Raw genomic sequence first — 20,762 nt, forward strand, 5'->3', positions numbered from 1 at the left:
ACCTCCGAGGGTCAAAATTTGTTGCCGCCGGTAACAATCGGGAAACGCATGCTTAACCTGCCAGGCTGCGCGTGATCAGCACGAAGGCCGAGGCCGCGGCCACCACGAGGATCCCGGCCCGGATCCGCCCCCCGTCCAGGAACCGGCGCAGCGGTCCCGACGCCGCGAACCCGGCCACTATGAACGGGATCAGCGCCGCGCCCCAGAGCACCGACCGCAGCGGCAGCCTGCCCAGGACGGCGAGGACGCCGAGCGACTGCAGGGCGGCGAGGACGAAGAACAGCGCCAGCGTCGCGCGGATCTTCGGCCCCTTCTCGTGCTGGTACACGATGCCGAGCGGCGGCCCGCCGATGCCGGTGGCGGTGCCCGTGATCCCGGAGATCAGCCCGGCGACGGTCAGCGTGAAGCCGTTCTTTGGCACGGCCAGGGCCGAGGCCGTGACCGCCACCGCCACGAGCACCATCACGCCGACCAGGACGCCGAGCGCCCGCGTGCTGACGTACAGGACGACGAGCCCGCCGAGCGCCGTCCCCGGCAGCCTGCCGAGCAGCGCGAACCCGAGCCCCCGCCAGTCGATCGCGCGCCATTCCGCGACGAGCGTCAGCAGCGGCAGGGTGGCGTTGACCACCTGGACGCCGCCCGGCATGACCGTGGGGTCCAGCACCGTGATGATCGGCGCGGCCAGCAAGCCGAGCCCGAACCCGACCCCTCCCTGCACCACCGCACCGACGAACACTGCCAAACCACCAAGTACCAGCACAAACAGCTCATGAGTCATGGAGCGCAACGCTAGACGCGAACCCACCACCGCCCGCAACGGGTTAAGGGCCGCGGCACCCCTCGGACGCCTGACGGGCGCGCGACGCGTGGAGCGTCTATTGCGGTGAGTGGCTGCGCCGATCAGGTGCGGCGAGTGGCGCGGTGAGACGACGAGGCCGGCAGCGCGCCGGATCTCCAGAACGCCTCCGGAGCGATCGACGGCCAGGTCAGCGTGCCGCCGATGTCCGTGACGAAGATCCAGACCGGCAAAAGCATCCGAGCCCGCCGCATCCGAGCCTCCGCCCGCCGCTCGATCGTCTCACTGGCAGAGTACGGCCCACGCTCCGGCCGGCCAGGGGCGGCGGTGAGGCCGGACCGCCCGGAGACGCCCTGCCCCGGGGCGCGGACTTCAGGGCATGGGGGCGGGACGGCCCGGGGTACGGGTGTGACGCCGGGCCGTCCTCTTCGGAGTTCGTGACCCCCGATTGGCGGGGCCGTGGCCCCGCGAGACCCTGCTCAGCTCTTGGCGAGCAGGGAGCGCAGGACGTACTGCATGATGCCGCCGTGGCGGTAGTAGTCGGCCTCGCCGGGCGTGTCGATGCGCACGACGGCCTGGAATTCCTTGTCGCCGGCCTTCACCGTCACGGTCGCCGGGGTCGTGCCCGCGTTGAGCTCCTCGACGCCGGTGATGTCGAACGTCTCCTCGCCCGTCAGCCCGAGCGACGCCGCGCTCTGGCCCTCGGGGAACTGCAGCGGCAGCACGCCCATGCCGATGAGGTTCGAGCGGTGGATGCGCTCGTAGGACTCGGCGATGACGGCGCGGACGCCGAGCAGCGCGGTGCCCTTGGCCGCCCAGTCGCGCGAGGAGCCGGAGCCGTACTCCTTGCCCGCCAGCACCACCAGCGGGATCCCGGACGCCTGGTAGTTCACCGAGGCGTCGTAGATCGTGGAGACGGGGCCGCCGTCCTGGGTGAAGTCGCGGGTGAAGCCGCCCTCGGTGCCCGGCGCGATCTGGTTGCGCAGGCGGATGTTGGCGAACGTGCCGCGGATCATGACCTCGTGGTTGCCCCGGCGCGAGCCGTAGGAGTTGAAGTCCTTGAACTCGACGCCGTTCTCCTTGAGGTAGCGTCCGGCCGGCGAGTCCGACTTGATCGAGCCGGCCGGCGAGATGTGGTCGGTCGTCACCGAGTCGCCGAGCAGGGCGAGCACCCGGGCGCCCGCGATGTCGGTGACCGGCTCGGGCTCGCTCGGCATGCCGTCGAAGTACGGCGCCTTGCGGACGTAGGTCGAGGCCGGGTCCCACTCGAAGGTGTCGCCGGTCGGGATCGGCAGCGAGCGCCAGGTCTCGTCGCCGGTGAACACGTCCGCGTAGTCGCGCTTGAACATGTCCTCGCCGATCGAGGAGTTGACGACCTCGGCGACCTCCTCCGGCGAGGGCCAGATGTCCTTGAGGTACACCGGCTCGCCGTCGGGGCCGGTGCCGAGCGGCTCGGTGTTCAGGTCGAGGTCCATCGTGCCCGCGAGGGCGTAGGCGACGACGAGCGGCGGCGAGGCCAGGTAGTTCATCTTGACGTCGGGGTTGATCCGGCCCTCGAAGTTGCGGTTGCCGGACAGGACGGCGGTGACGGCGAGGTCGGCGGACTGGACGGCCTCGGAGATCTCCTCCGGCAGCGGCCCGGAGTTGCCGATGCAGGTGGTGCAGCCGTACCCGACCAGGTTGAAGCCCAGCTTGTCGAGGTAGGGCGTGAGGCCCGCGCGCTCGAAGTAGCCGGTGACGACCTGCGAGCCGGGGGCCAGCGAGGTCTTCACCCACGGCTTGCGGGTCAGCCCCTTGTCGACGGCGTTCCTGGCGAGCAGGGCGGCGCCGATCATGACGTAGGGGTTGGAGGTGTTGGTGCAGGAGGTGATCGCGGCGATCACGACGGCGCCGTGGTCGATCTCGAAGGACGTCCCGTCGGCGAGCGTGACCGGCGTCGGGTCGCGCGGACGGCCCACGGCCGCCGTGCCCGGCGCGGAGGCGGCGAGCGGCCGGTCCTCCTCCTTGTCGTGCCCGTCGGCCTGGAAGTTGGAGGCCGGCGCGTCGGACGCCGGGAAGGACTCCTTGCCCTCCTCGTCCGTCCCCTCGGCGTCCGGCACGAAGACCTTCACGTCACGGCGCCAGGTCTCCTTGGCGGTGTCCAGCGCGATGCGGTCCTGCGGGCGCTTGGGCCCGGCGATGGACGGCACGACGGTGGACAGGTCCAGCTCGATGTACTCGGAGAAGTCCGGCTCGCGGGACGGGTCGTGCCACAGGCCCTGGGTCTTCGCGTACGCCTCGACCAGCGCGACCTGCTCGTCGGGGCGGCCGGTGAGCTTGAGGTACTTCACGGTCTCGTCGTCGATCGGGAAGATCGCGCAGGTGGAGCCGAACTCGGGGCTCATGTTGCCGATCGTGGCGCGGTTGGCCAGCGGGACGGCGGCGACGCCCTCGCCGTAGAACTCGACGAACTTGCCGACGACGCCGTGGCGGCGGAGCATCTCGGTGATGCGCAGGACCAGGTCGGTGGCGGTCGCGCCCGGCGGGAGCTCGCCGACCAGCTTGAAGCCGACCACGCGCGGGATCAGCATGGAGATCGGCTGGCCGAGCATGGCGGCCTCGGCCTCGATGCCGCCGACGCCCCAGCCGAGCACGCCGACGCCGTTCTCCATCGTGGTGTGGGAGTCGGTGCCGACGCAGGTGTCGGGATAGGCCTTCCCGTCGCGGATCATCACGACCCGGGCGAGGTGCTCGATGTTGACCTGGTGCACGATGCCGGTGCCCGGCGGGACGACCTTGAACTCGTCGAAGGCGGTCTGGCCCCAGCGCAGGAACTGGTAGCGCTCGCGGTTGCGCTCGTACTCGCGCTCCACGTTGCGCCGGAAGGAGTCGGGGCCGCCGAAGAAGTCGACGATGACGGAGTGGTCGATGACCATCTCGGCGGGGGCCAGCGGGTTGATCCTCGCCGGGTCGCCGCCGAGGTCGCGCACGGCCTCGCGCATCGTGGCGAGGTCCACCACGCAGGGCACTCCGGTGAAGTCCTGCATGATCACGCGGGCCGGGGTGAACTGGATCTCCACGCTGGGGGCGGCCTTCGGGTCCCACTGGCCGAGCGCGCGGATGTGCTCGCCGGTGATGTTCGCGCCGTCCTCGGTGCGGAGCAGGTTCTCCAGGAGGATCTTCAAGCTGTACGGGAGGCGCGCCGACCCCTCGACGGCGTCCAGCCGGTAGATCTCGTAGGCCGCGTCACCGACGCGAAGTGTGTCACGGGCGCCGAAGCTGTTCGCGGACACAGGGACTCGCCTCCTTGTTCCAACTCATCGCCACTGATGGTGGGTCGCACACGTAATGCCGGGTTCGCCCCATAGATCCTGCCGCACCGGCGGAGTACCACAGCAGTTAGGTAGGCCTAACCTCGTCACGGACGGCGGATGTCTCGATATCAAGATATCCGGTTATGTATCTCGACATCAAGTTACCGTCGAGTAGCATACCGCCGCGACGTGCGCCTCACGCGGCGACCGGCATGAGGCGGGCGGCGAAGAGGCCGATCACCACGACCGACAGGACGGGCCCGAGGATCTTCACCTCGAACGTCCGCCCCGTCTTGATGCCGATCTTCCACGGCAGCAGCCATCGGTGCTGGAGCGGCCACAGCACCGGGCACCCGCGCTCGGTCAGGCAGTCCCCCACCACGTGCGCCAGGCATCCGATCGCGACGGCGAAGCCGAGCCAGAGGTAGTCCACCCCGCGCGACTGCAGGAGGACGAACGCCCCGGCGGTGATCGCGATGTTCACCAGGGCCGAGACGATGGTCTTGCCGGGGATGCCGATGCCGATGGCGCGGACGGCCAGGCCGATCATGAGGATGACCACGATGTCGCGGCCGACGGGATAGCGGCCGGCGAGGAAGTGCGCCCCGAAGCCGGCGGCGACGGCGAACGCCAGGGAATGGGTCGCGTGGCGGTGCCCGCCGCTGGCCCAGTTGACCACCTTGCTGAGCACCCACGTCGCCGGGCCGAAGGTCTGGGCGATCGTCGCGTGCGGGTGGTCCAGGTCCGGGAGCATCGCGGCCCCGGCGCAGACGAGCGCTCCCGCGATCAGCTCGCCCGGCGACAGCACGCCCGCGACCATCGGGGCGAGGTCGGCGGCGGGGCCTCCGAGCGCGGGAAGGGCGGTCAGCGCCGGCGCGAGGAGCAACCAGGCCGCTGCTCCACTCAGCGCGTGCGTATGCCCCATCATGCGTAGATCACGTTCGGGCACCTTACGGCAAAATCCCGGCCATATCCGGGAAGCGTGCCCGCAACGGCCCGGCGTGTCGCTTGCCTCGGGGATAGGTAACCCTGGCCGGACCGAAAGTTACTCGACGGTAGTCAAGGGCAGCGAAGGGAAGAGGCCAGGAAAAGGCAGACGGGACCGTTCCGCTCCAAGAGCACCCCCCAGCCCTCTCAAAGCAGAACGGACCCGTCGATAGGTGGTAACGCTCGGATCTCAGGACGTGTTCCCGGATTTTCGTGAGCTGCGTCACTATTTTCTGGCACGTTCCGCCGCTCCGTCACGGAGGGTTGGAGTTCGGTCACCATAGGCGGCGAACCGCAGGTAGAGCGCCTGGCGGACCGCCGTGAACCCCGCCCGGAACCACTCCTCCCCGCCGGACGGTTCCCCGATTTGTCGAACAACCGGGTTGTTCTGAGAACAGTAGCGATATATCGTTGAGGCATCGAGAGCGGTCGATGGTCGATCGCCGAGTCAGGGGGAAGACGATGACACACGCACATGCGATGCCAGGGCCCTGGCCCGACCCGCGGATGTTCCGGGGCGCGGCGATGGCCGCGTTCGGCTCCATGGCCTCGGGCCGGCAGCACGGTCCAGGCCACCACGGCCACCACGGTCACCACAGCCCGCACGAGCCCGGCGACGAGCACGAGGGGCGGGAGCGCCGCCACCGGGGGCGCCGCGGTCCCGGCCCCTTCCCGTGGGACTTCGGGCGCGGCGGCGGCCCCTTCGGCGGGCCCGGCTTCCCGTTCGGCGGGCGCGGCCCGTTCGGCCGGGGACCGCGCAAGGCGAAGCGCGGCGACGTCCGCGCCGCGATCCTCGCGCTGCTCAGCGAGGAGCCCCGCAACGGGTACCAGATCATCCAGGAGATCGCCCAGCGCAGCGAGGGCGGCTGGAAGCCCAGTCCGGGGGCGGTCTACCCGGCCCTGCAGCAGCTCACCGACGAGGGCCTGGTGCGCGCCGAGGAGACCGAGGGCCGCAAGACCTTCCAGCTCACCCCCGCGGGCCAGGAGTACGTGGCCGAGCACCCCGAAGAGGTGCGCGCGCCGTGGGAGGACATGACGCCCGACGTCGACGACACGGTCTACGAACTTTTCGACCTGTCGCGTCAGGCGGCCGCGGCGCTCTTCCAGATAGCGCAGACTGGGACCGAGGGCCAGATCGGGCAGGCCAAGCAGATCCTGGCCCAGACCCGGCGCAAGCTCTACCAGATTCTGGCCGACGGCGACACCTCGGAGGAGTGACCCCCGATGACCTCGCGGGACGATCTGCGGATCGGTGACGCGGAGCGCGACGAGGTGATGACCGCCCTGCGCGAGCACTTCGCGCAGGGCCGCCTCACCCACGAAGAGCTGGACGAACGACTCGACACGGTCCTCGCCGCCCGTACCGCCGGCGAGCTGCGCCGGGCGACGGCCGACCTTCCCGGCCCCACCACACCGCGCCAGGCGGCCCACGGCGGGCGGCCCACCTGGGCGCCCTCCCCGCACGCGGACCCCGCGCCCTGGGACCAAGCCTTCGGCCCGCCCTGGGGGCCGCGTCCGGGGGACCTGGCCTGGCGGCACGCCATGCGCGCGGCCCGCCGCGAGCGGCACCGCGTCCACCGCCGGCACGGCAGGCCGCCGGTGTTCCTGTTCATCCTGGCGATCGTGCTGATCGCCTCGCTGGTCTCCGGCTCACTGTGGCCGGTGTTCGGCGTCCTGAAGGTTCTGTTCCTGATGTGGCTGGTGTTCGCCGTGCTGGGCCTGGCGCACCGCCGCTTCCATCACCACCCCCGCGCCGGCCGCCGTTCCTGAGGCCTCGCCGGGCGTGGTGAGCCGATCCTCGGACCGGACGGGCCGCGTGCCCGTCCGGCCTTTCGCGTGCGCGCCAAGCTGGGCGGACGTCCCTGCCACGGTCGCGCGCCGTAGCCGTGCGGGTGCCCGCCGTTCCGGAATTGGGCCTTGACGCTCCAAGTCAGCCGACTGATGATCTGCCTTGTCTTGAAGACCGTTGTCATTCCCGGGTTTGGCCTCGAACGCGTCCGGGCATGGTGGCGCCTGTTCTCCCCGTACCTCACGCCAAAACTCCGCGGTCCGGCCCTCCGTGGAGTCCCGCACCAACGACGAGGAGCAGCCGATGGTCCCGCTTACCGACGTTTTTCGCCGTGATCTCAAGGTGATCGAGGTCGCCGGGGTGTTCGAGCGGGTGCGCGCGGCGGAGGCGGCGGTCCTTCCACCGGAGGTCTACGGCCCGGAGTTCCGCGCGGCCTACGAGAGCGCCGAAGGTGTCGTCTGGAAGCTGGAACGTGCCCAGCACTTCTACGAGCCCTACGAGCCGAGCTGGGTCGCCATGACCGAAGGCGACTGGGAACGTTCCCTGCGGCTCGTCGGCGAGATGCGGGACGGGTTCCCCGCCGAGTACGACGGCTACGCCGAGTTCCGCCGCGCCCGGATCGTCGAGTGGCCCCTGACGCCCTACATGCAGTGGGAGCTGCACGTCCTCGCGGCCCGCGCCGACGCCGGGGAGCGGCCCCGCGTGGTGCCCGCCTCGGCCGTCCGCGCTTTCGAACGTTCCGGGCCGCTGCCCGAGCTGCTGATCTTCGAGTCCGGCCTGATGTACGAGGTGCTGTACGACGCCGGGGGCGCCCACCTCGGGGGACGGCGCATCACCGACCCCGAGGTCATCGACCCCTGCCTCGCGGCGCTGACGTCGCTGTACGACCAGGGCGAGGAGCTGCGGGCGTACGTCCGCCGCGAGGTCGCCCCGCTGCCCGCCCCGGCCGCGCGCACCGGGACGGCCTGACCCCGTCCTGGAACGCTCAGAGCCGCGGGTCCACGGGCTCGGACTCCAGGGCGAGCACCGCGAAGACCGGCTCGTGGACGCGCCACAGCGGCTCGCCCTCGGCCAGCCGCGCCAGCGACTCCAGGCCGAGGGCGTGCTCGCGCAGCGCCAGCGACCGCTTCTTGCCGAGGAACCGCGACCGCAGCACGTCGATGCTCTCGGTGTAGTCCGGGCCGTAGATGATGCGCAGGTACTCGCGTCCGCGCACCTTCACCCCGGGCTGGACGCGACCCGGGCCGGGGTGGACCGGTTTGACGACCATGCCCTCCCCGCCGGCGCCGGTGAGCGCGGTCCACCACGCGGTCGCCTCGGCCCGCGACTCCTCGGAGTCCAGGGACACGAAGACGTGCCGCGTCGGGGTGATCACGTCGGACGAGAGGCGCGCCAGCGTCTCCAGGTGCCAGGAGTGCGGCTCCTCGGCCGCGGTCGCCCGTCCCTCCACCGCCAGGATCTGGAACGGCGCCAGCCGGATGCCGTCCAGCCCCGACACCGGCCCGCAGTACCGCGCGTAGGCGTCACGGAACAGGGCGGCGTTGGACGCGCGGCGCCGGGTGCGGGCGAGCGGGCCCTCCACGTCCAGCCCCCGCGCGGCAGCGGCCTCCAGCAGCGCCACCGCGTCGGGCAGTGCCGCGCGGGCCGCCGCGCCCACCGAGGCGTACTGCTCGCGGATCAGCCCCTCGGCCTTGGCCGACCAGGGAAGCAGCTCGCAGTCCAGCACGATCCACTCGGTGCCGAGGCTCTGCCACAGCCCGGCGTCCGAGACCGCCTCCCTGAGCCGCGCCACGAGCCCCTCCGTCAGCGCCGGGTCGCCGAAGAACGGCCGCCCGGTGCGGGTGTGGACGGTGCCGCAGGTGCCGTCCACGACGCCGAAGCGCGCCGCCGCGGCCTCGGGCGTCCGCGCGAGCACGGCGATCGCCCGCGAGCCCATGTGCTTCTCCTCGCACACGACCTCGGTGACGCCGAAGGAGGCGAACTCCTCGAACGCCTCGGCCGGGTGCTCCAGGTAGCCGTCGAGCGGGGAGGTCGCCGGCGGGGCCATGGTCGGCGGCAGGTAGACCAGCCAGCGCGGGTCCACCGCGAACCTGCTCATGATCTCCAGCGCCGCGGCGGAGTTCTCCTCGCGGATCTTGACCTTCCCGCCGGTGCGGGTCTCGACGTACCGGGTGCCGTCGACGTCGCCGATGTCCAGGACGCCGGGGTCGCGCACGGTGGACGGGGCAAGGGGCCGGGCCGGCTCGTACCAGACCCGCTCGGCGGGCACCGAGACCAGCTCGCGGCTCGGATAGCGCAGCGCGGTGAGCCTGCCGCCGAACACGCACCCGGTGTCCACGCACAGCGTGTTGTTGACCCACTCGGGCTCCGGGATCGGCGTGTGGCCGTAGACGACCATCGCCCGGCCCCGGTAATCCCTGGCCCATGGATAGCGGACGGGCAGGCCGTACTCGTCGGTCTCCCCCGTCGTGTCGCCGTACAGCGCGAAGGACCGCACCCGCCTCGACGCGCGGCCGTGGTAGGCCTCCTTCAGGCCCGCGTGCGCGACCACCAGCTTTCCGCCGTCGAGCTGGTAGTGGCTGATCAGCCCGTCCATGAACGTCCTGGCGGCCTCACGGAACTCCTCCGGCTCGGCGGCGAGCTGCTCCAGCGACCGCTCCAGCCCGTGGGTGACCGACACCTTGCGCCCGTCGAGCGCGCGGACGAGCTTCTGCTCGTGGTTGCCGGACACGCACAGCGCCGTCCCGGCCGCAACCATGCCCATGACCAGGCGCAGCACGCCGGGCGAGTCGGGTCCCCGGTCGACGAGGTCGCCCACGAACACGGCCGTCCTGCCCTCGGGGTGCGCGGCGCCGACCGGCCGTCCGGCGTCGTCGCGGCGCAGCTCCCAGCCGAGGGCGATGAGCAGGGACTCCAGCTCGGCGCGGCAGCCGTGCACGTCGCCGATGAGGTCGAACGGGCCGGTCAGCTCGCGCCGGTCGGTCCACGCCTTCTCGTAGGTGATCGTGGCGTCGTCGATGGCCTCGCCCCTGAGCACGTGGACCCGGCGGAACCCGTCCCTGGAGATCTTGGACAGCGACCGGCGCAGGTCCTTGCGCTGCCGGACGATCACGTGGGAGCCGAAGTCCCGGTCGGGGCGCAGGGCGTTGCGGGCGACCGCGACCTCCTCGGGGACGTCGAGCACGATCGCGTCGACGAGCACGTCGTGGCTCTTGGCCAGCTCGACCAGCTTCTTGCGGGCCTCCCACTGGACGTTGGTCGCGTCCACGACGGTGAGCAGGCCGCGCCGCAGGCGGGTGCCGACGATGTAGTGCAGCACGTCGAAGGCGTCGGGCGTCGACTCCTGGTCGTTCTCGTCGTCGGACACCAGGCCCCGGCAGAAGTCCGAGGAGATCACCTGGGTCGGCAGGAAGTGCTTGCGGGCGAACGTCGACTTGCCGCTGCCCGACACCCCCACCAGGACGACCAGCGACATCGCCGGCACGCTGATCTCAGTCACGGTTGAACACCCCCATCTGGGTCGGCGGGCCCACCTCGGGGTCCTCGTCGCCGACCGGCCGGTACGCCACGCGGTAGCCGTACTCCCCGCAGACCCGCTCCGCCCAGGCGGCGAACTCGGCGCGGGTCCACTCGAAGCGGTGGTCGGGGTGGCGCATGCCGTCCAGGAACTCGTAGCGGACGTTGTACTCGCTGTTCGGCGTCGTCACGATCACCACGCCGGGGCGGGCCGCGCCGAACACGACGCGTTCGAGGGCCGGCAGGCGCGGCGGGTCGACGTGCTCGACGACCTCCATCAGCACGGCGGCGTCGTAGCCGGCGAAGCGGTCGTCGGTGTAGGTCAGGGCGCCCTGGAAGAGGGTCAGGCGCTCGCGGCGGGCCTCGGGCATGCGGTCGAGCTTGAGGCGGCGCGCGGCCAGGGCCAGCGCCCGCGCCGAGACGTCCACCCCGGCGACCTTGGTGAAGGCGGGGTTCTTCAGCAGCTCGCCGACGAGCCTGCCGGACCCGCATCCGAGGTCGATGACCGAGCGCGCGTGCGTCTCGGCCAGCGCGGCGATCACGGCCTCGCCGCGCAGGTGGTTGAGCGGCCGCTTGACGGCGTCCCCCGCGTCCCCCGCGTCCGCCGCGTCCCCGGCATCTCCGGTGTCCCCGATGGAATCGGCTCCTTCGGCGATCTCGCCATCGGCCTCCGCGAGCGTCTCCACGTCGACCTCGGCGTCGACCTCGGCGCCGGCCTCGCCGGGCTCCGGGAGGGCCCGCGCGGACGGCTCGATGGGCTCCTCCTCGACCGGCGGCTCCAGGTCCTCCTCGACGTCGTCGCCGAGTTCGGCCAGGCGGGCGAACGCGGCGCCGGTCAGGGCCCTGCGGCGGCCGAGATAGCGGCGCGTGATGCGCCCGCGCTCGGGGTGGGACGCCAGCCAGCCCTCCCCCGCCCGGATCAGCTTGTCCACCTCGTCGGGCGCGATCCAGTAGTGCTTGGCGTCGTCCAGCACCGGCAGCAGGACGTACAGGTGGTTGAGGGCGTCGGCCAGCCGCACCGACCCGGTCAGCGCCAGGCGCACGTACCGGGAGTCCCCCCAGGCCGGGAACTCCTCGTCCAGGCGGATGGGGGTCGCCTCCACCCGCCAGCCGAGCGGCTCGAACAGCAGGCGCGCCAGCTCGGCGCCGCCCCGGCAGGGCAGCGCCGGGATGGTGATCGCCAGGTCGATCGGCCCGGCCGCGAGCTCCGGCCTGGCCTTGCAGATGCCGGCGCGGGCGGTCCTGAAGACGTCCGCGAGCGCGACGGCCAGCATGGACGACGCGGCGTAGGGCCGGTCGTTGACGTACTGGCCGAGGCTGAAGTCGGCCGGCGAGGAGGACGACGTGCGCGAGCGCGCCAGCCGCACCCCGTCCACCTCCAGCATGAGCGCGGCCGTGCAGCGCTCGGCGGTCGCCTCGGGGTAGAAGACCCGGGCGACACCGAAGGACTGGGCGAACTCCTGGACCCGGTCGGGGTGTTTGTGCAGCAGGAAACCGAGATCGGTGGCCGGCCGCGTGGTCGTCGAGATGGCGAGCAGCACGCTGCCCGATCTTTCCCTATTGACCATCACCCGGCCACCGGATTCGGCGAGCCCCCTCGCCCGGCCCCCGGCCGGTGGGCGTCAGACGTGCGGAAGGATCTCGGCGGCGATCAGCTCCAGGTGGTCGAGGTCGGACAGGTCGAGGACCTGCAGGTAGAGGCGCTCGGCCCCGGCCTTGGCGAACGCGCCGATCTTGTCGAGCACCTCCTGCGGCGTGCCGGCGAGGCCGTTGTTCCGCAGCTCCGGCACCTCGCGGCCGATCGCGGCGGCCCGGCGGGCCAGCTCGGCCTCGTCGGCGCCGACGCAGACGACCTGCGCGGCCGAGTACACGATCGGCCCGCGCCCGGCCGCCTCGCACGCCTGGCGCACCCGGCCGAAGGCGGCGGCGGTGTCGTCCAGGACGTTGAACGGCACGTTGTACTCGTCGGCGAACTTCGCGGCGATCCGCGGGGTCCGCTTGGCCCCGGTACCGCCGATGATCACCGGCGGGCGAGGGCTCTGCGCGGGCTTGGGCAGGGCCGGGGAGTCGGCGAGGCGGTAGTAGGCGCCCTCGAAGGAGTAGGTCTCGCCCGGCGGGGTCGTCCACAGGCCGGTGATGATCTCCAGTTGCTCCTCGAAGCGGGCGAACCGCTCGCCGAGCGGCGGGAAGGGGATCCCGTACGCCTTGTGCTCGGCGTCGAACCAGCCGGTGCCGAAGCCGAACTCGACCCGGCCGCCGCTCATCTGGTCCACCTGCGCGACGCTGATCGCGAGCGGGCCGGGCAGGCGGAAGGTGGCCGCCGTGACGAGCGTGCCGAGGCGGATCGTCTCGGTCTCGCGGGCGAGCGCGCCGAGCGTCACCCAGGAGTCGGTCGGCCCCGGGCCGGGGTCGCCGCCCATGTTCAGGTAGTGGTCGGAACGGAAGAAGGCGTCGAACCCGAGACGCTCGGCGGCCTGGGCCACGCGGAGCTGGTCCTCGTAGGTGGCGCCCTGCTGGGGTTCGGTGAAGATCCTCAATCTCATAGGGCCATTATCTCGACATCGCCGGACACAACTCGGGGTGGCGTAGGGGTTCGTACGCACGGGCACGGCGGGTAAGAAAACGCCCATGGGGGGACTTCCTGCCTACACCCCGATGCTGGCCCAGGTCGGCCCGCTGCCCGCGCCCGCGGTGGACGAGGAGTGGGGCCACGAGATGAAGTGGGACGGCGTGCGCGCCCTGGCGTACGTCCAGGACGCCGCGCTCACGCTCATCTCGCGGAACGGCAAGGACGTCACCACGGCCTACCCCGAGCTGTACGCGCTGGCGGGCGCGGTGGGCGGGCGCGACGTCGTGCTGGACGGGGAGATCGTCGCCTTCGACGAGGCGGGGCGGCCGAGCTTCTCGGCGTTGCAGCCCCGGATGCACCAGCGCGACCCGGCGCGGGTCCGCCACCTGGTGCAGGCGGTACCGGTGACCTACATGCTGTTCGACGTCCTGCACGTCGGCGCCGATCCCGTGATCGCCCTGCCGTACGTCGAGCGCCGGGCGCTGCTGGAGGACATCGTGACGCCGGGCGCCCGCTGGCAGGTGCCGGCGTGGTTCCGCGACGAGGGCGCCGAGGCGCTGAGCCTGAGCAGGCGGCTCGGCATCGAGGGCATCGTCTCCAAGCGGCTGCGCTCCCCGTACCGGCCGGGCCGGCGGTCCCCGGAGTGGACCAAGGTCAAGAACTTCCGCACGCAGGAGGTCGTCGTCGGCGGCTGGACCCCCGGCAAGGGCCGCCGCTCGGCCACGATCGGGTCGCTGCTGCTCGGCGTCAACGAGGGCGGCCGGCTGGTGTACGCGGGGAACGTCGGCACCGGGTTCACCGAGGAGGCCCTGCGCGAGCTGCTGGCGATCCTCGCCCCGCTCGCCCGGGGCACCTCCCCCTTTGGGGACGAGGTGCCCCGCGAGCAGGCCAGGGACGCGCGCTGGGTGGAGCCGGCGCTGGTGGGAGAGGTGCAGTACGCCGAGTGGACGCCCGACCGCCGCCTGCGCCACCCGTCCTGGCGCGGGCTGCGCGACGACAAGGCGCCCGGGCGGGTCATCCGCGAGGACCCCGGCCCGCCCCAGCTGGCGGGGTGACCCCCTCGCCGGCCGCCCGGAGGTTGAGCAGGCCGACGAGGAAGAAGGGCAGGGCGCACAGGATCGCGCCCGGCACCCACCACCACAGCGCGCTCGGGAAGAACACCCGGCCGAACACCACGGTGATCGCGTACAGCACCGCGCCGATCGGGGTCACGCTGGAGTAGAGGGTGCGGTGGTGGCGCGGCACCGCGGGGCGCCGCGCGGTGTAGATGACCAGGACGAGCAGCGGGATCAGCAGCACCACGAAGGTCGTGCTCTGGGCGGGGCCGTCCATGAGCAGGCCGTAGGCAAGCGTCAGCACCAGCATGGCCAGGCCGAGCAGGAACACCGACCCCACGTGCCACCACCGCTCGCGCCGCGTCCACGCGGCCGGCTCCCCCGCCCGGCTCATCGGGCCTCGCCCTGGTCCCACTTGAAGGTGCGCACGGCGATCAGCACCGCCACCGCCGTGGTGGCGGCGACCACGAGGATCGACAGCCACACCGGGTGGAACGCCCTGCCCGCGGGCATCTGCGTCATCATCAGGTCGGCGAAGAAGGTGGTGGGCAGGAGGCCGAGCACGTTCGCGACCGGCTCGGGCATGAGCCAGAGCGGGAAGGTCAGGCCGCTGAGGAACAGCGCCCCGAGCTGGACGAACGTGCCGACGTTCGTCGCCGCGTCGGGCGAGGACAGCCGGCCGCCGATGATGTACCCGAGGCCGCCGAACATGGCGAGCCCGAGCAGCGTGATGCCGAACAGCGCGGGCAGCCTGCTCACGCTGACGGCGCCGAGCGCGACGGCGAGCGCCAGCAACAGGACGGCCTGGCAGGCCACCATGACGACGCGGACGCTCATGTGGGTGAACACCAGCCGGGCACGGCCGATCGGGGTGGTGCCGAGCAGCCGGAGCGTCCCCTTTCCGCGCATGGCCGCCAGCGGGCCGGCCGTGACGGTCAGCGAGGTGCTGGTCACGGCCAGGAAGAGGGCCATGGGGATGACGAGCTGCTTGAAGTCGGGGGCGCCGGCCTCCTTGGGGATGACCATGCTCAGGCCGAGGAAGATGCCGAGCATCCCGAACGGGAAGAACAGCGCGAACCAGAAGTATCTGCGGTCCCGCACGAGCTCGCGCGCGTGCAGGGAGGTCAGCTCACGGGTGGCCGAGGATGTCATTTCACCGCGCCCTTCTTCACGTTCCCGCCGTTCTTGCCGGTCGCTCCCGCCGTCTCCAGCTCGCCGTCCATCTCGGCGAAGGCGCTGCCGGTGAGGCGGCGGAACACGCCCTCCAGCCCGGCGTCCCTGACCTGGATCTGCCGGGCGCCGAGCGGCCCGGTGAGCACGCCGAACACCGAGTCGGAGTCGGTGGTGCGCAGGCGGACCCGCGTGCCGCCGTCGAGGTCGTGCGCCGCGAGCTGCACCACCCCGTCGCAGGACTCCAGCGTGGTGAGGTCGCTGTCCTTCGGGACGGTGAAGACCAGCTCGCGCTCGGGGGCGTGCGCGAGCACCAGGTCGCCGGGCGCGCCGCAGGCGACGACCCTGCCCTTGTTCATGATGGCCACCCGGTCGCACAGCGTCTCGGCCTCCTCCATGGAGTGGGTCGAGAGCAGGACGGTGCCGCCGGAGTCGCGGTGGGCGCGGACGGCGTCCCACAGCTCCTGGCGGGCGTTGGGGTCCATGCCGGTCGACGGCTCGTCCAGGACCAGGACCCGGGGGCGGGAGATCAGCGCGGTGGCCACCAGCAGCCGCTGGCGCTGGCCGCCGGAAAGCTTCGCAGCGCGGACGTCGCGCGCGTCCTGGAGGCCCATGCGGGCGATGACCTCGTCCACTCCGGCGGGGGACGGGTAGAACGAGGCCCAGGTGCGCAGCAGCTCGACCACGGTCTGCTGGTCGAACACCGCGGCCTGCTGGGGCTGGATCGCGACGTGCTCGCGCACCTTGTCGCGCTGTTTCACCGGGTCGAACCCGAGCACCCGGACCTTCCCGGACGTCGGCCTGCGCAGGCCGACGAGCATTTCGATGCTGGTGGTCTTTCCGGCGCCGTTCGGGCCGAGCAGCCCGAAGATCTCGCCCGTTTCGACGGACAGGTCGGCGCCGTCGACGGCGGTTATCTCGCCGTGCGGCCCCGGATAGCGTTTCACGACGTTCTCGAAGACGATCGCGAAGTCGTTCACCGGCATGTGGATTCCGCCTCTCGTCGCGTCCTGCTCGGAAAGCGGGATGCTTTCTCCGTATTCAGCATGGCATCCACTTTCCAAGTTGGCAAGTAGTTATTTAGGCGGAAACTGATTGGCCACCAGGATCCCCAGAAGGCATTCCTCGGCCGGCACGAAGCCCCACCGGTTCATCTCCATGTGCAGGTAGTGGAGCAGCAGGACCGGGCGTTCCACGGGGTTGCCCTCGCGCCCGGCCCGGTCCAGGGCCGCCGCGACCGCGTCCACCCGCTCGCCCACGTCCCGCCGCAGCCGGGCCCGCGCGTCGCCCGCCGCCCGGATCCCGGCGGAGGCGCGCGACAGCAGGGCGCGCAGGTCGTCGGGCCGGGGGACGCTCATGCGCAGTTGCAGGCCCCACTGGCGCCGGTGCGCGGCCCAGAACGCCGGGACCTGGCCCACGCCGAGCGCCGCGGGCACCAGCGCCCCCATGAACGCCACCGCCACGGCGGCCCGGTCGTACAGCGGGGCGAGCCCGGCCAGGTCGTTGTCGACGTACCATTCGCAGGCCGCGGTGAACAGCTCCTCGGCGAGGGCGGCCCCGCGCGGGCCGCCGTACTTGGCCAGCTCCGGCGCGTACAGGCACGGCCTGACCCGGCGGACGCTCGGCAGGCCCGTGGGGACCGAGCCCGGGACGAGCCGCTCCGCCGGGCCGCCGCGCAGCTCGTGGAGCATGCCGAGGATCTCGGGGACGCGCTCGTGCAGGCGGTCGGCGACCTCGGGCGCGCAGGCCAGCCGCAGCCGCAGGTGGTGGCCGGTCATGTCGAAGTAGCGGGTGAAGTACCACGCGGGCGCCCCCGCTCCGGCCGCCTGGGCGCGCAGCCACGGGAGCAGCACCCGGGTGGCGTCGTCCATCAGGTCGGCGTGCCCGGGGTAGGCGCGGACGTACCACCAGTCCGTCCCCGGCCCCGCGAAGCCCGCCGGCGCGGTGCGTGCGTACGTCGTCTGGATCGCGGTCATGCGGAGCCGTCCTTCGGCCAGTAGAGCAGGGCCGCGTGCTCGGTCACCCGGCGCCGGCCCTGCGCGTCGAGCTGGGGCTGCAGGTGGCGTTCCGGCAGCGCCTCCACCATGCGGACGTGGGTGGTCGCCGGGCTCAGCCACTGTGCGAGGACGCCCGCCGACAGCGGGGACGCCAGGGACACCCACATCGGCTTGCGGTCGCCGGTGCCCCCGAAGCCCATGCCGCCGAGCTGGTGGACGAAGACCTCCTCGGGCATCCCGTGGGCCCGGCGGAAGGCGTCCAGCCGCACCGCGAACCGGGCGTCGCCGTCGTCGCCCGGCGCCGGGATCGCGCCGACGGGGACGACCCACGAGGCCCGCCGGGTCACGACCCGGCCCTCGGCGACGCGGGGCACCTCCACGACGTCCCCGCCGCAGAGGGGGGCCAGCTCGTGCGCCTTGGTGAGGGTGTAGTCGGAGTCCGGCGAGGCGTTCACCCACGGGTCGGCGAGCGCGGCCAGCAGCCGCACGTAGGACTGCTGCAGGTGCTGCGGGATCAGGCCCAGGTAGGCCAGGCCGATCGGGTCGCCCTGCCGGTCGAACAGCGAGAGGGTGTCGTCGGCCGGATCATGGGCGAGCACGGTGTCGTCCAGGGTGATCCCGGACGCCGCGCCGAGCTCGCCGGGCAGCAGCAGCGGCGGAAGCAGGCCCGCGCACTCGGCCTGCACGGTGTTGCAGTCGGTCCACACCACCAGCTCGCGGCACCGCACTCCGCCGCGGGAACGCACGACGTGGGCGGCCAGCCGCCGCCGGAAGTCGTCGCCCAGCAGGGCGCCGAAGCGGGTGAACAGGCCGCCGCCGCCGGAGCTGAAGTGGTTGAGCACCAGCCGGTACCGCCCCGCGGCGACCTCGTCGTACCCCGCCGCCTCGAGCTGGAACAGCAGGCCCGCGCTGGGCGGCGCGCTGGTGGGCCCCACCGGCAGCCACGCCCGCTCGCCCGGCGCGGCGCGCGCGGCCAGGTCGGCCGCGGAGGCCGCGTCCAGCGGCGGGTTGCTGTCGCGGTCCACGGTCAGCCGCATGAGGAACCCCAGCGGGTCGCGGCAGGCGCCGCCCGGGCCGAACTCCGCGCGGAAGCGCTCGACCAGCAGGTCGTAGACGTGCGAGCGGAAGACGTACGGCCGGATGCGCGCGCCCAGGCTCTCCAGGTCGGCGCGGACCTCGGGCACGGCGCACGGGTCGGGCAGCCGCAGGTCGGTCTCCCTGTCCTCGTAGATGAGGCCGCTCGGCCCGCGCTCCCCCTCGTCGCGCTGCTCGGCCCAGCCCGAGGTCACCCGCTGGATCCCGGCCGCGGCCTCGATCCTGCCTCCCACGTCCATGCGGTGGGCCGTGGCCCCGAGCTCGTGGGCGCGCCGCAGGTCGCCGGCGGGGATCGGACCGCCCTCGGCGAGCACGGCCAGCGCGGGAAGCGGATCCTCCGCCCGGTCCCACGGGGGCATGGGGTGCACCAGGCCGGTGTCGAGCAGCCTGCGGAACCGCGCGAAGGGACGCTCGCCGCCGATCCTGGCCAGCAGCTCGCCCAAGGTGAGCGGCGCCGGCAGCCCGGCGACCCAGGGCAGCGCGTGGTCGGCCTCGACCACCCGGTCGTGGCGCCAGATGACCCCCCCGGCGATCATCACCTCGGCGTGCAGCAGCAGGCCCGAGGGCTCGTCGGGGCCGCCGGGGCGCACGGGGGCGGGCCGGTAGCGCAGCAGGGCGGCGGTCCTCTCGTCGCGGGCCAGCCGCTGGAGCGCCTGGTGCGCGAGCGTCGCGGAGGCGCGGCTGCGCGCCCGCCCGAGCCCCTGCTCCCCCGCCACGCCGACCGTGGTGAGGCCGGAGAACGGGCTGGTCTTGACCGCGGCGCGCGAGACGTAGGAGTAGAGCGTCTTGAGGTCGCGGGCCGATCCGGCGCGGCGGCGTCCGTGCCGGATCCAGTCGGGGGCCGCCAGGGCGACGGACTCGGCGAACCCGGGCGAGGCCAGCGCCCGGCGCAGGCCCTCGACGGCGGCGGCGCGGTCGGCGGCGAGCTGGTCGCCGAGCTTGAGCGTCAGCTCGGCCCGCGCGTCGGTGAGCCGCACCCAGTCCTCGACCCCGGCGGCGTCCTCGGCGGTCACCCGCGCGGCCAGCCGGGCGCGGACCTCCTCGTCCCAGGGCAGCGGGGCCAGCTTGTTGAGCGCGCGCTTGCCGGAAAGTACCCGCCGCCGCAGCGGCACGTCGTCGTCCAGCCGCGGCACCAGCGCGAAGCACATGTCGATGAGGCCCGGGGCCAGCTCGCGCAGCCGCTCCTCGCCGGCGGCCAGTTCGGCCAGCAGCCCGCGCGCCGCCGGGCCGGCGATGTCCAGCACGTCGCAGGGCAGCCCGCCGACCCGGGTGAGCACCGGCGTGGAGACGATGGTGATGGGGGCGGTCGCCTGGGCGGTCATCGGCCCACCATCGACAGCGCGAGGCGGACCATCACCGGGATGGTGTGCAGCACCGAGTACGCCAGGAAGCAGATGTACGCCGCCGAGACCAGCCCGTAGGCCATGTAGGTGATCCGGGCGCGCGTGCTGAGGTTCGCCAGGTGGGCGGGCAGCTCCTTGCGGGACGCCACGTTGCGCAGCAGCGCGAACGCGCGGCCCCGCGCGTCGACGAGACCCGTGGCGGCCTCGATGGCGGTGTAACCGTCGCTGGGCAGCAGCGGGTTGAGGTTGATGACGATCCCGAGCAGTTGCATGCCGAGCAGGAACGCGGCGGTGTGCTGGACGAAGCCCGTGCTGTTGAGCGCCACCAGGCCGGTCAGGCCGCAGAAGACGCCGTCGCTCGCGATGCCGGCCAGGGCCAGGGCGACGCGCCCGCCGCGCCCGCGCAACCGATAGGCGTCGGTCCGGTCCACGTAGGCGACCGGCATGAAGTAGAAGAGCAGGGCGACGCCGAGCCCGCGCACCGGGACGCCGAGGACCTGCGCGGTGAGGGCGTGGGAGGTCTCGTGCGCGAGGACGAGCAGCAGTTGCGCGGCGGTGGCCACGATGAACGCGGGGCCGATGATCTGCGTGAGCGGTGGCACCCCGGTGAACAGCGTGTGGAAGCCGAACGCGAACCCGGTGAGGGCGGCGGCCGCGGCGAGCCCGGCGAGGATCCACGCCGGGACCCGGCGCAGCACGCGGGCCAGGGGCTCCAGCAGCGTGGGCAGCGCCCGCGAGATGATCACGCGGGGCATGAACATGGACGTGCGGACGCGCGCGCCGGGCCGCGGGGCCTTCTCGGGAAGGTCGGTGCCGACCAGCAGCCCGCTGTCGGCCAGGCTGGTCAGGAAGCCGTCGAGCTGCCTCTTCACCGTGTCCGAGCGGTCGCGGTTGTGGTCGGCGAAGAACTGGATGAGGTCGTCCCTGCTGCGGGTGCCGTCGAGGAAGTTGAGCACGACTTCGCCGGCACGGGTGATCCGGTGGTAGTTCCCGGTGACCGGGTCGTAGATCAGCGGAATGTCGTCCATCCCGCGGATGACCTCAAGCTCGTCGCGGAGCTTCGGAGATGTGCTGATCACGCTGTCTGCCTCCCGTGCGCGGCCGGACCTGACAGGTCGAACGGCGCGGAAACTTGTCGGGTGACGGCGGCGC

16 protein-coding genes are annotated in these 20,762 nt (G+C 72.5%); 4 read left to right on the forward strand and 12 right to left on the reverse strand.

Annotated elements, in window-relative coordinates:
• Positions 1–52 precede the first annotated feature (52 nt).
• From DQ384_RS14600 to DQ384_RS14610, 3 genes are all read right to left on the reverse strand, one after another.
• A complete protein-coding gene (locus DQ384_RS14600; protein ID WP_114029331.1) occupies positions 53–778 on the reverse strand; it encodes a sulfite exporter TauE/SafE family protein in 726 nt (241 codons plus the stop codon).
• Positions 779–1,275: 497 nt separating this feature from the next.
• Positions 1,276–4,068, reverse strand: coding sequence for an aconitate hydratase (locus DQ384_RS14605; RefSeq protein ID WP_114029332.1), 2,793 nt, complete (start codon positions 4,066–4,068; stop codon positions 1,276–1,278).
• A 217-nt stretch (positions 4,069–4,285) separates the two neighbouring features.
• Positions 4,286–5,017, reverse strand: coding sequence for a metal-dependent hydrolase (locus DQ384_RS14610; protein WP_114029333.1), 732 nt, complete (start codon positions 5,015–5,017; stop codon positions 4,286–4,288).
• 539 nt (positions 5,018–5,556) lie between these two features.
• On the opposite strand from DQ384_RS14610, the gene DQ384_RS14615 reads away from it, so the two are divergent.
• The 3 genes from DQ384_RS14615 (at position 5,557) to DQ384_RS14625 (ending at position 7,834) form a co-directional block, all read left to right on the forward strand.
• Positions 5,557–6,294, forward strand: coding sequence for a PadR family transcriptional regulator (locus DQ384_RS14615; protein WP_245966476.1), 738 nt, complete (start codon positions 5,557–5,559; stop codon positions 6,292–6,294).
• 6 nt (positions 6,295–6,300) lie between these two features.
• Positions 6,301–6,846 carry a DUF1707 SHOCT-like domain-containing protein gene (locus tag DQ384_RS41245; protein WP_181871214.1) on the forward strand — a complete coding sequence of 182 codons (546 nt, stop codon included), beginning with the start codon at positions 6,301–6,303 and terminating at the stop codon, positions 6,844–6,846.
• Positions 6,847–7,168: 322 nt separating this feature from the next.
• Positions 7,169–7,834, forward strand: coding sequence for a DUF6879 family protein (locus tag DQ384_RS14625; RefSeq protein ID WP_114029335.1), 666 nt, complete (start codon positions 7,169–7,171; stop codon positions 7,832–7,834).
• A gap of 16 nt (positions 7,835–7,850) precedes the next feature.
• Here DQ384_RS14625 and DQ384_RS14630 read toward each other — a convergent pair whose 3' ends face one another.
• The 3 genes from DQ384_RS14630 to DQ384_RS14640 all read right to left on the reverse strand — a co-directional run bounded on the left by DQ384_RS14630 (position 7,851) and on the right by DQ384_RS14640 (position 12,924).
• Complete coding sequence (locus DQ384_RS14630) at positions 7,851–10,364, reverse strand: polynucleotide kinase-phosphatase (protein ID WP_114029336.1); 2,514 nt, start codon at positions 10,362–10,364, stop codon at positions 7,851–7,853.
• Complete coding sequence (locus DQ384_RS14635) at positions 10,357–11,922, reverse strand: 3' terminal RNA ribose 2'-O-methyltransferase Hen1 (RefSeq protein WP_114029337.1); 1,566 nt, start codon at positions 11,920–11,922, stop codon at positions 10,357–10,359. The genes DQ384_RS14630 and DQ384_RS14635 overlap by 8 nt, the downstream gene beginning before the upstream one ends.
• A gap of 81 nt (positions 11,923–12,003) precedes the next feature.
• Positions 12,004–12,924: an LLM class F420-dependent oxidoreductase gene (locus DQ384_RS14640; protein ID WP_114029338.1), complete on the reverse strand. Its 921-nt coding sequence runs from the start codon at positions 12,922–12,924 to the stop codon at positions 12,004–12,006.
• 85 nt (positions 12,925–13,009) lie between these two features.
• On the opposite strand from DQ384_RS14640, the gene ligD reads away from it, so the two are divergent.
• Positions 13,010–14,005: a non-homologous end-joining DNA ligase gene (gene ligD, locus DQ384_RS14645; RefSeq protein WP_114029339.1), complete on the forward strand. Its 996-nt coding sequence runs from the start codon at positions 13,010–13,012 to the stop codon at positions 14,003–14,005.
• On the opposite strand, the gene DQ384_RS14650 is transcribed toward ligD, so the two are convergent.
• From DQ384_RS14650 to DQ384_RS14675, 6 genes are all read right to left on the reverse strand, one after another.
• Complete coding sequence (locus DQ384_RS14650) at positions 13,965–14,399, reverse strand: hypothetical protein (RefSeq protein ID WP_114029340.1); 435 nt, start codon at positions 14,397–14,399, stop codon at positions 13,965–13,967. The two genes, ligD and DQ384_RS14650, sit on opposite strands and share 41 nt — an antisense overlap.
• Entirely contained in the window at positions 14,396–15,157 is a 762-nt protein-coding gene (locus DQ384_RS14655; RefSeq protein WP_114029341.1) for an ABC transporter permease, read from the reverse strand. Before DQ384_RS14655 ends, DQ384_RS14650 begins: the two co-directional genes overlap by 4 nt.
• The gene (locus DQ384_RS14660) at positions 15,154–16,161 is read right to left on the reverse strand and encodes an ABC transporter ATP-binding protein (RefSeq protein ID WP_114029342.1); all 1,008 of its coding nucleotides are present in this window, start codon (positions 16,159–16,161) and stop codon (positions 15,154–15,156) included. The genes DQ384_RS14655 and DQ384_RS14660 overlap by 4 nt, the downstream gene beginning before the upstream one ends.
• 90 nt (positions 16,162–16,251) lie before the next feature.
• Positions 16,252–17,151, reverse strand: coding sequence for a thiopeptide-type bacteriocin biosynthesis protein (locus DQ384_RS14665; protein ID WP_114029343.1), 900 nt, complete (start codon positions 17,149–17,151; stop codon positions 16,252–16,254).
• Positions 17,148–19,589: a lantibiotic dehydratase family protein gene (locus tag DQ384_RS14670; RefSeq protein WP_114029344.1), complete on the reverse strand. Its 2,442-nt coding sequence runs from the start codon at positions 19,587–19,589 to the stop codon at positions 17,148–17,150. The genes DQ384_RS14665 and DQ384_RS14670 overlap by 4 nt, the downstream gene beginning before the upstream one ends.
• The gene (locus DQ384_RS14675) at positions 19,586–20,689 is read right to left on the reverse strand and encodes a PqqD family peptide modification chaperone (RefSeq protein ID WP_114029345.1); all 1,104 of its coding nucleotides are present in this window, start codon (positions 20,687–20,689) and stop codon (positions 19,586–19,588) included. Before DQ384_RS14675 ends, DQ384_RS14670 begins: the two co-directional genes overlap by 4 nt.
• Between the last annotated feature and the right edge of the window lie 73 nt (positions 20,690–20,762).

This window comes from Sphaerisporangium album (assembly GCF_003323745.1).
Lineage (GTDB): Bacteria > Actinomycetota > Actinomycetes > Streptosporangiales > Streptosporangiaceae > Sphaerisporangium > Sphaerisporangium album.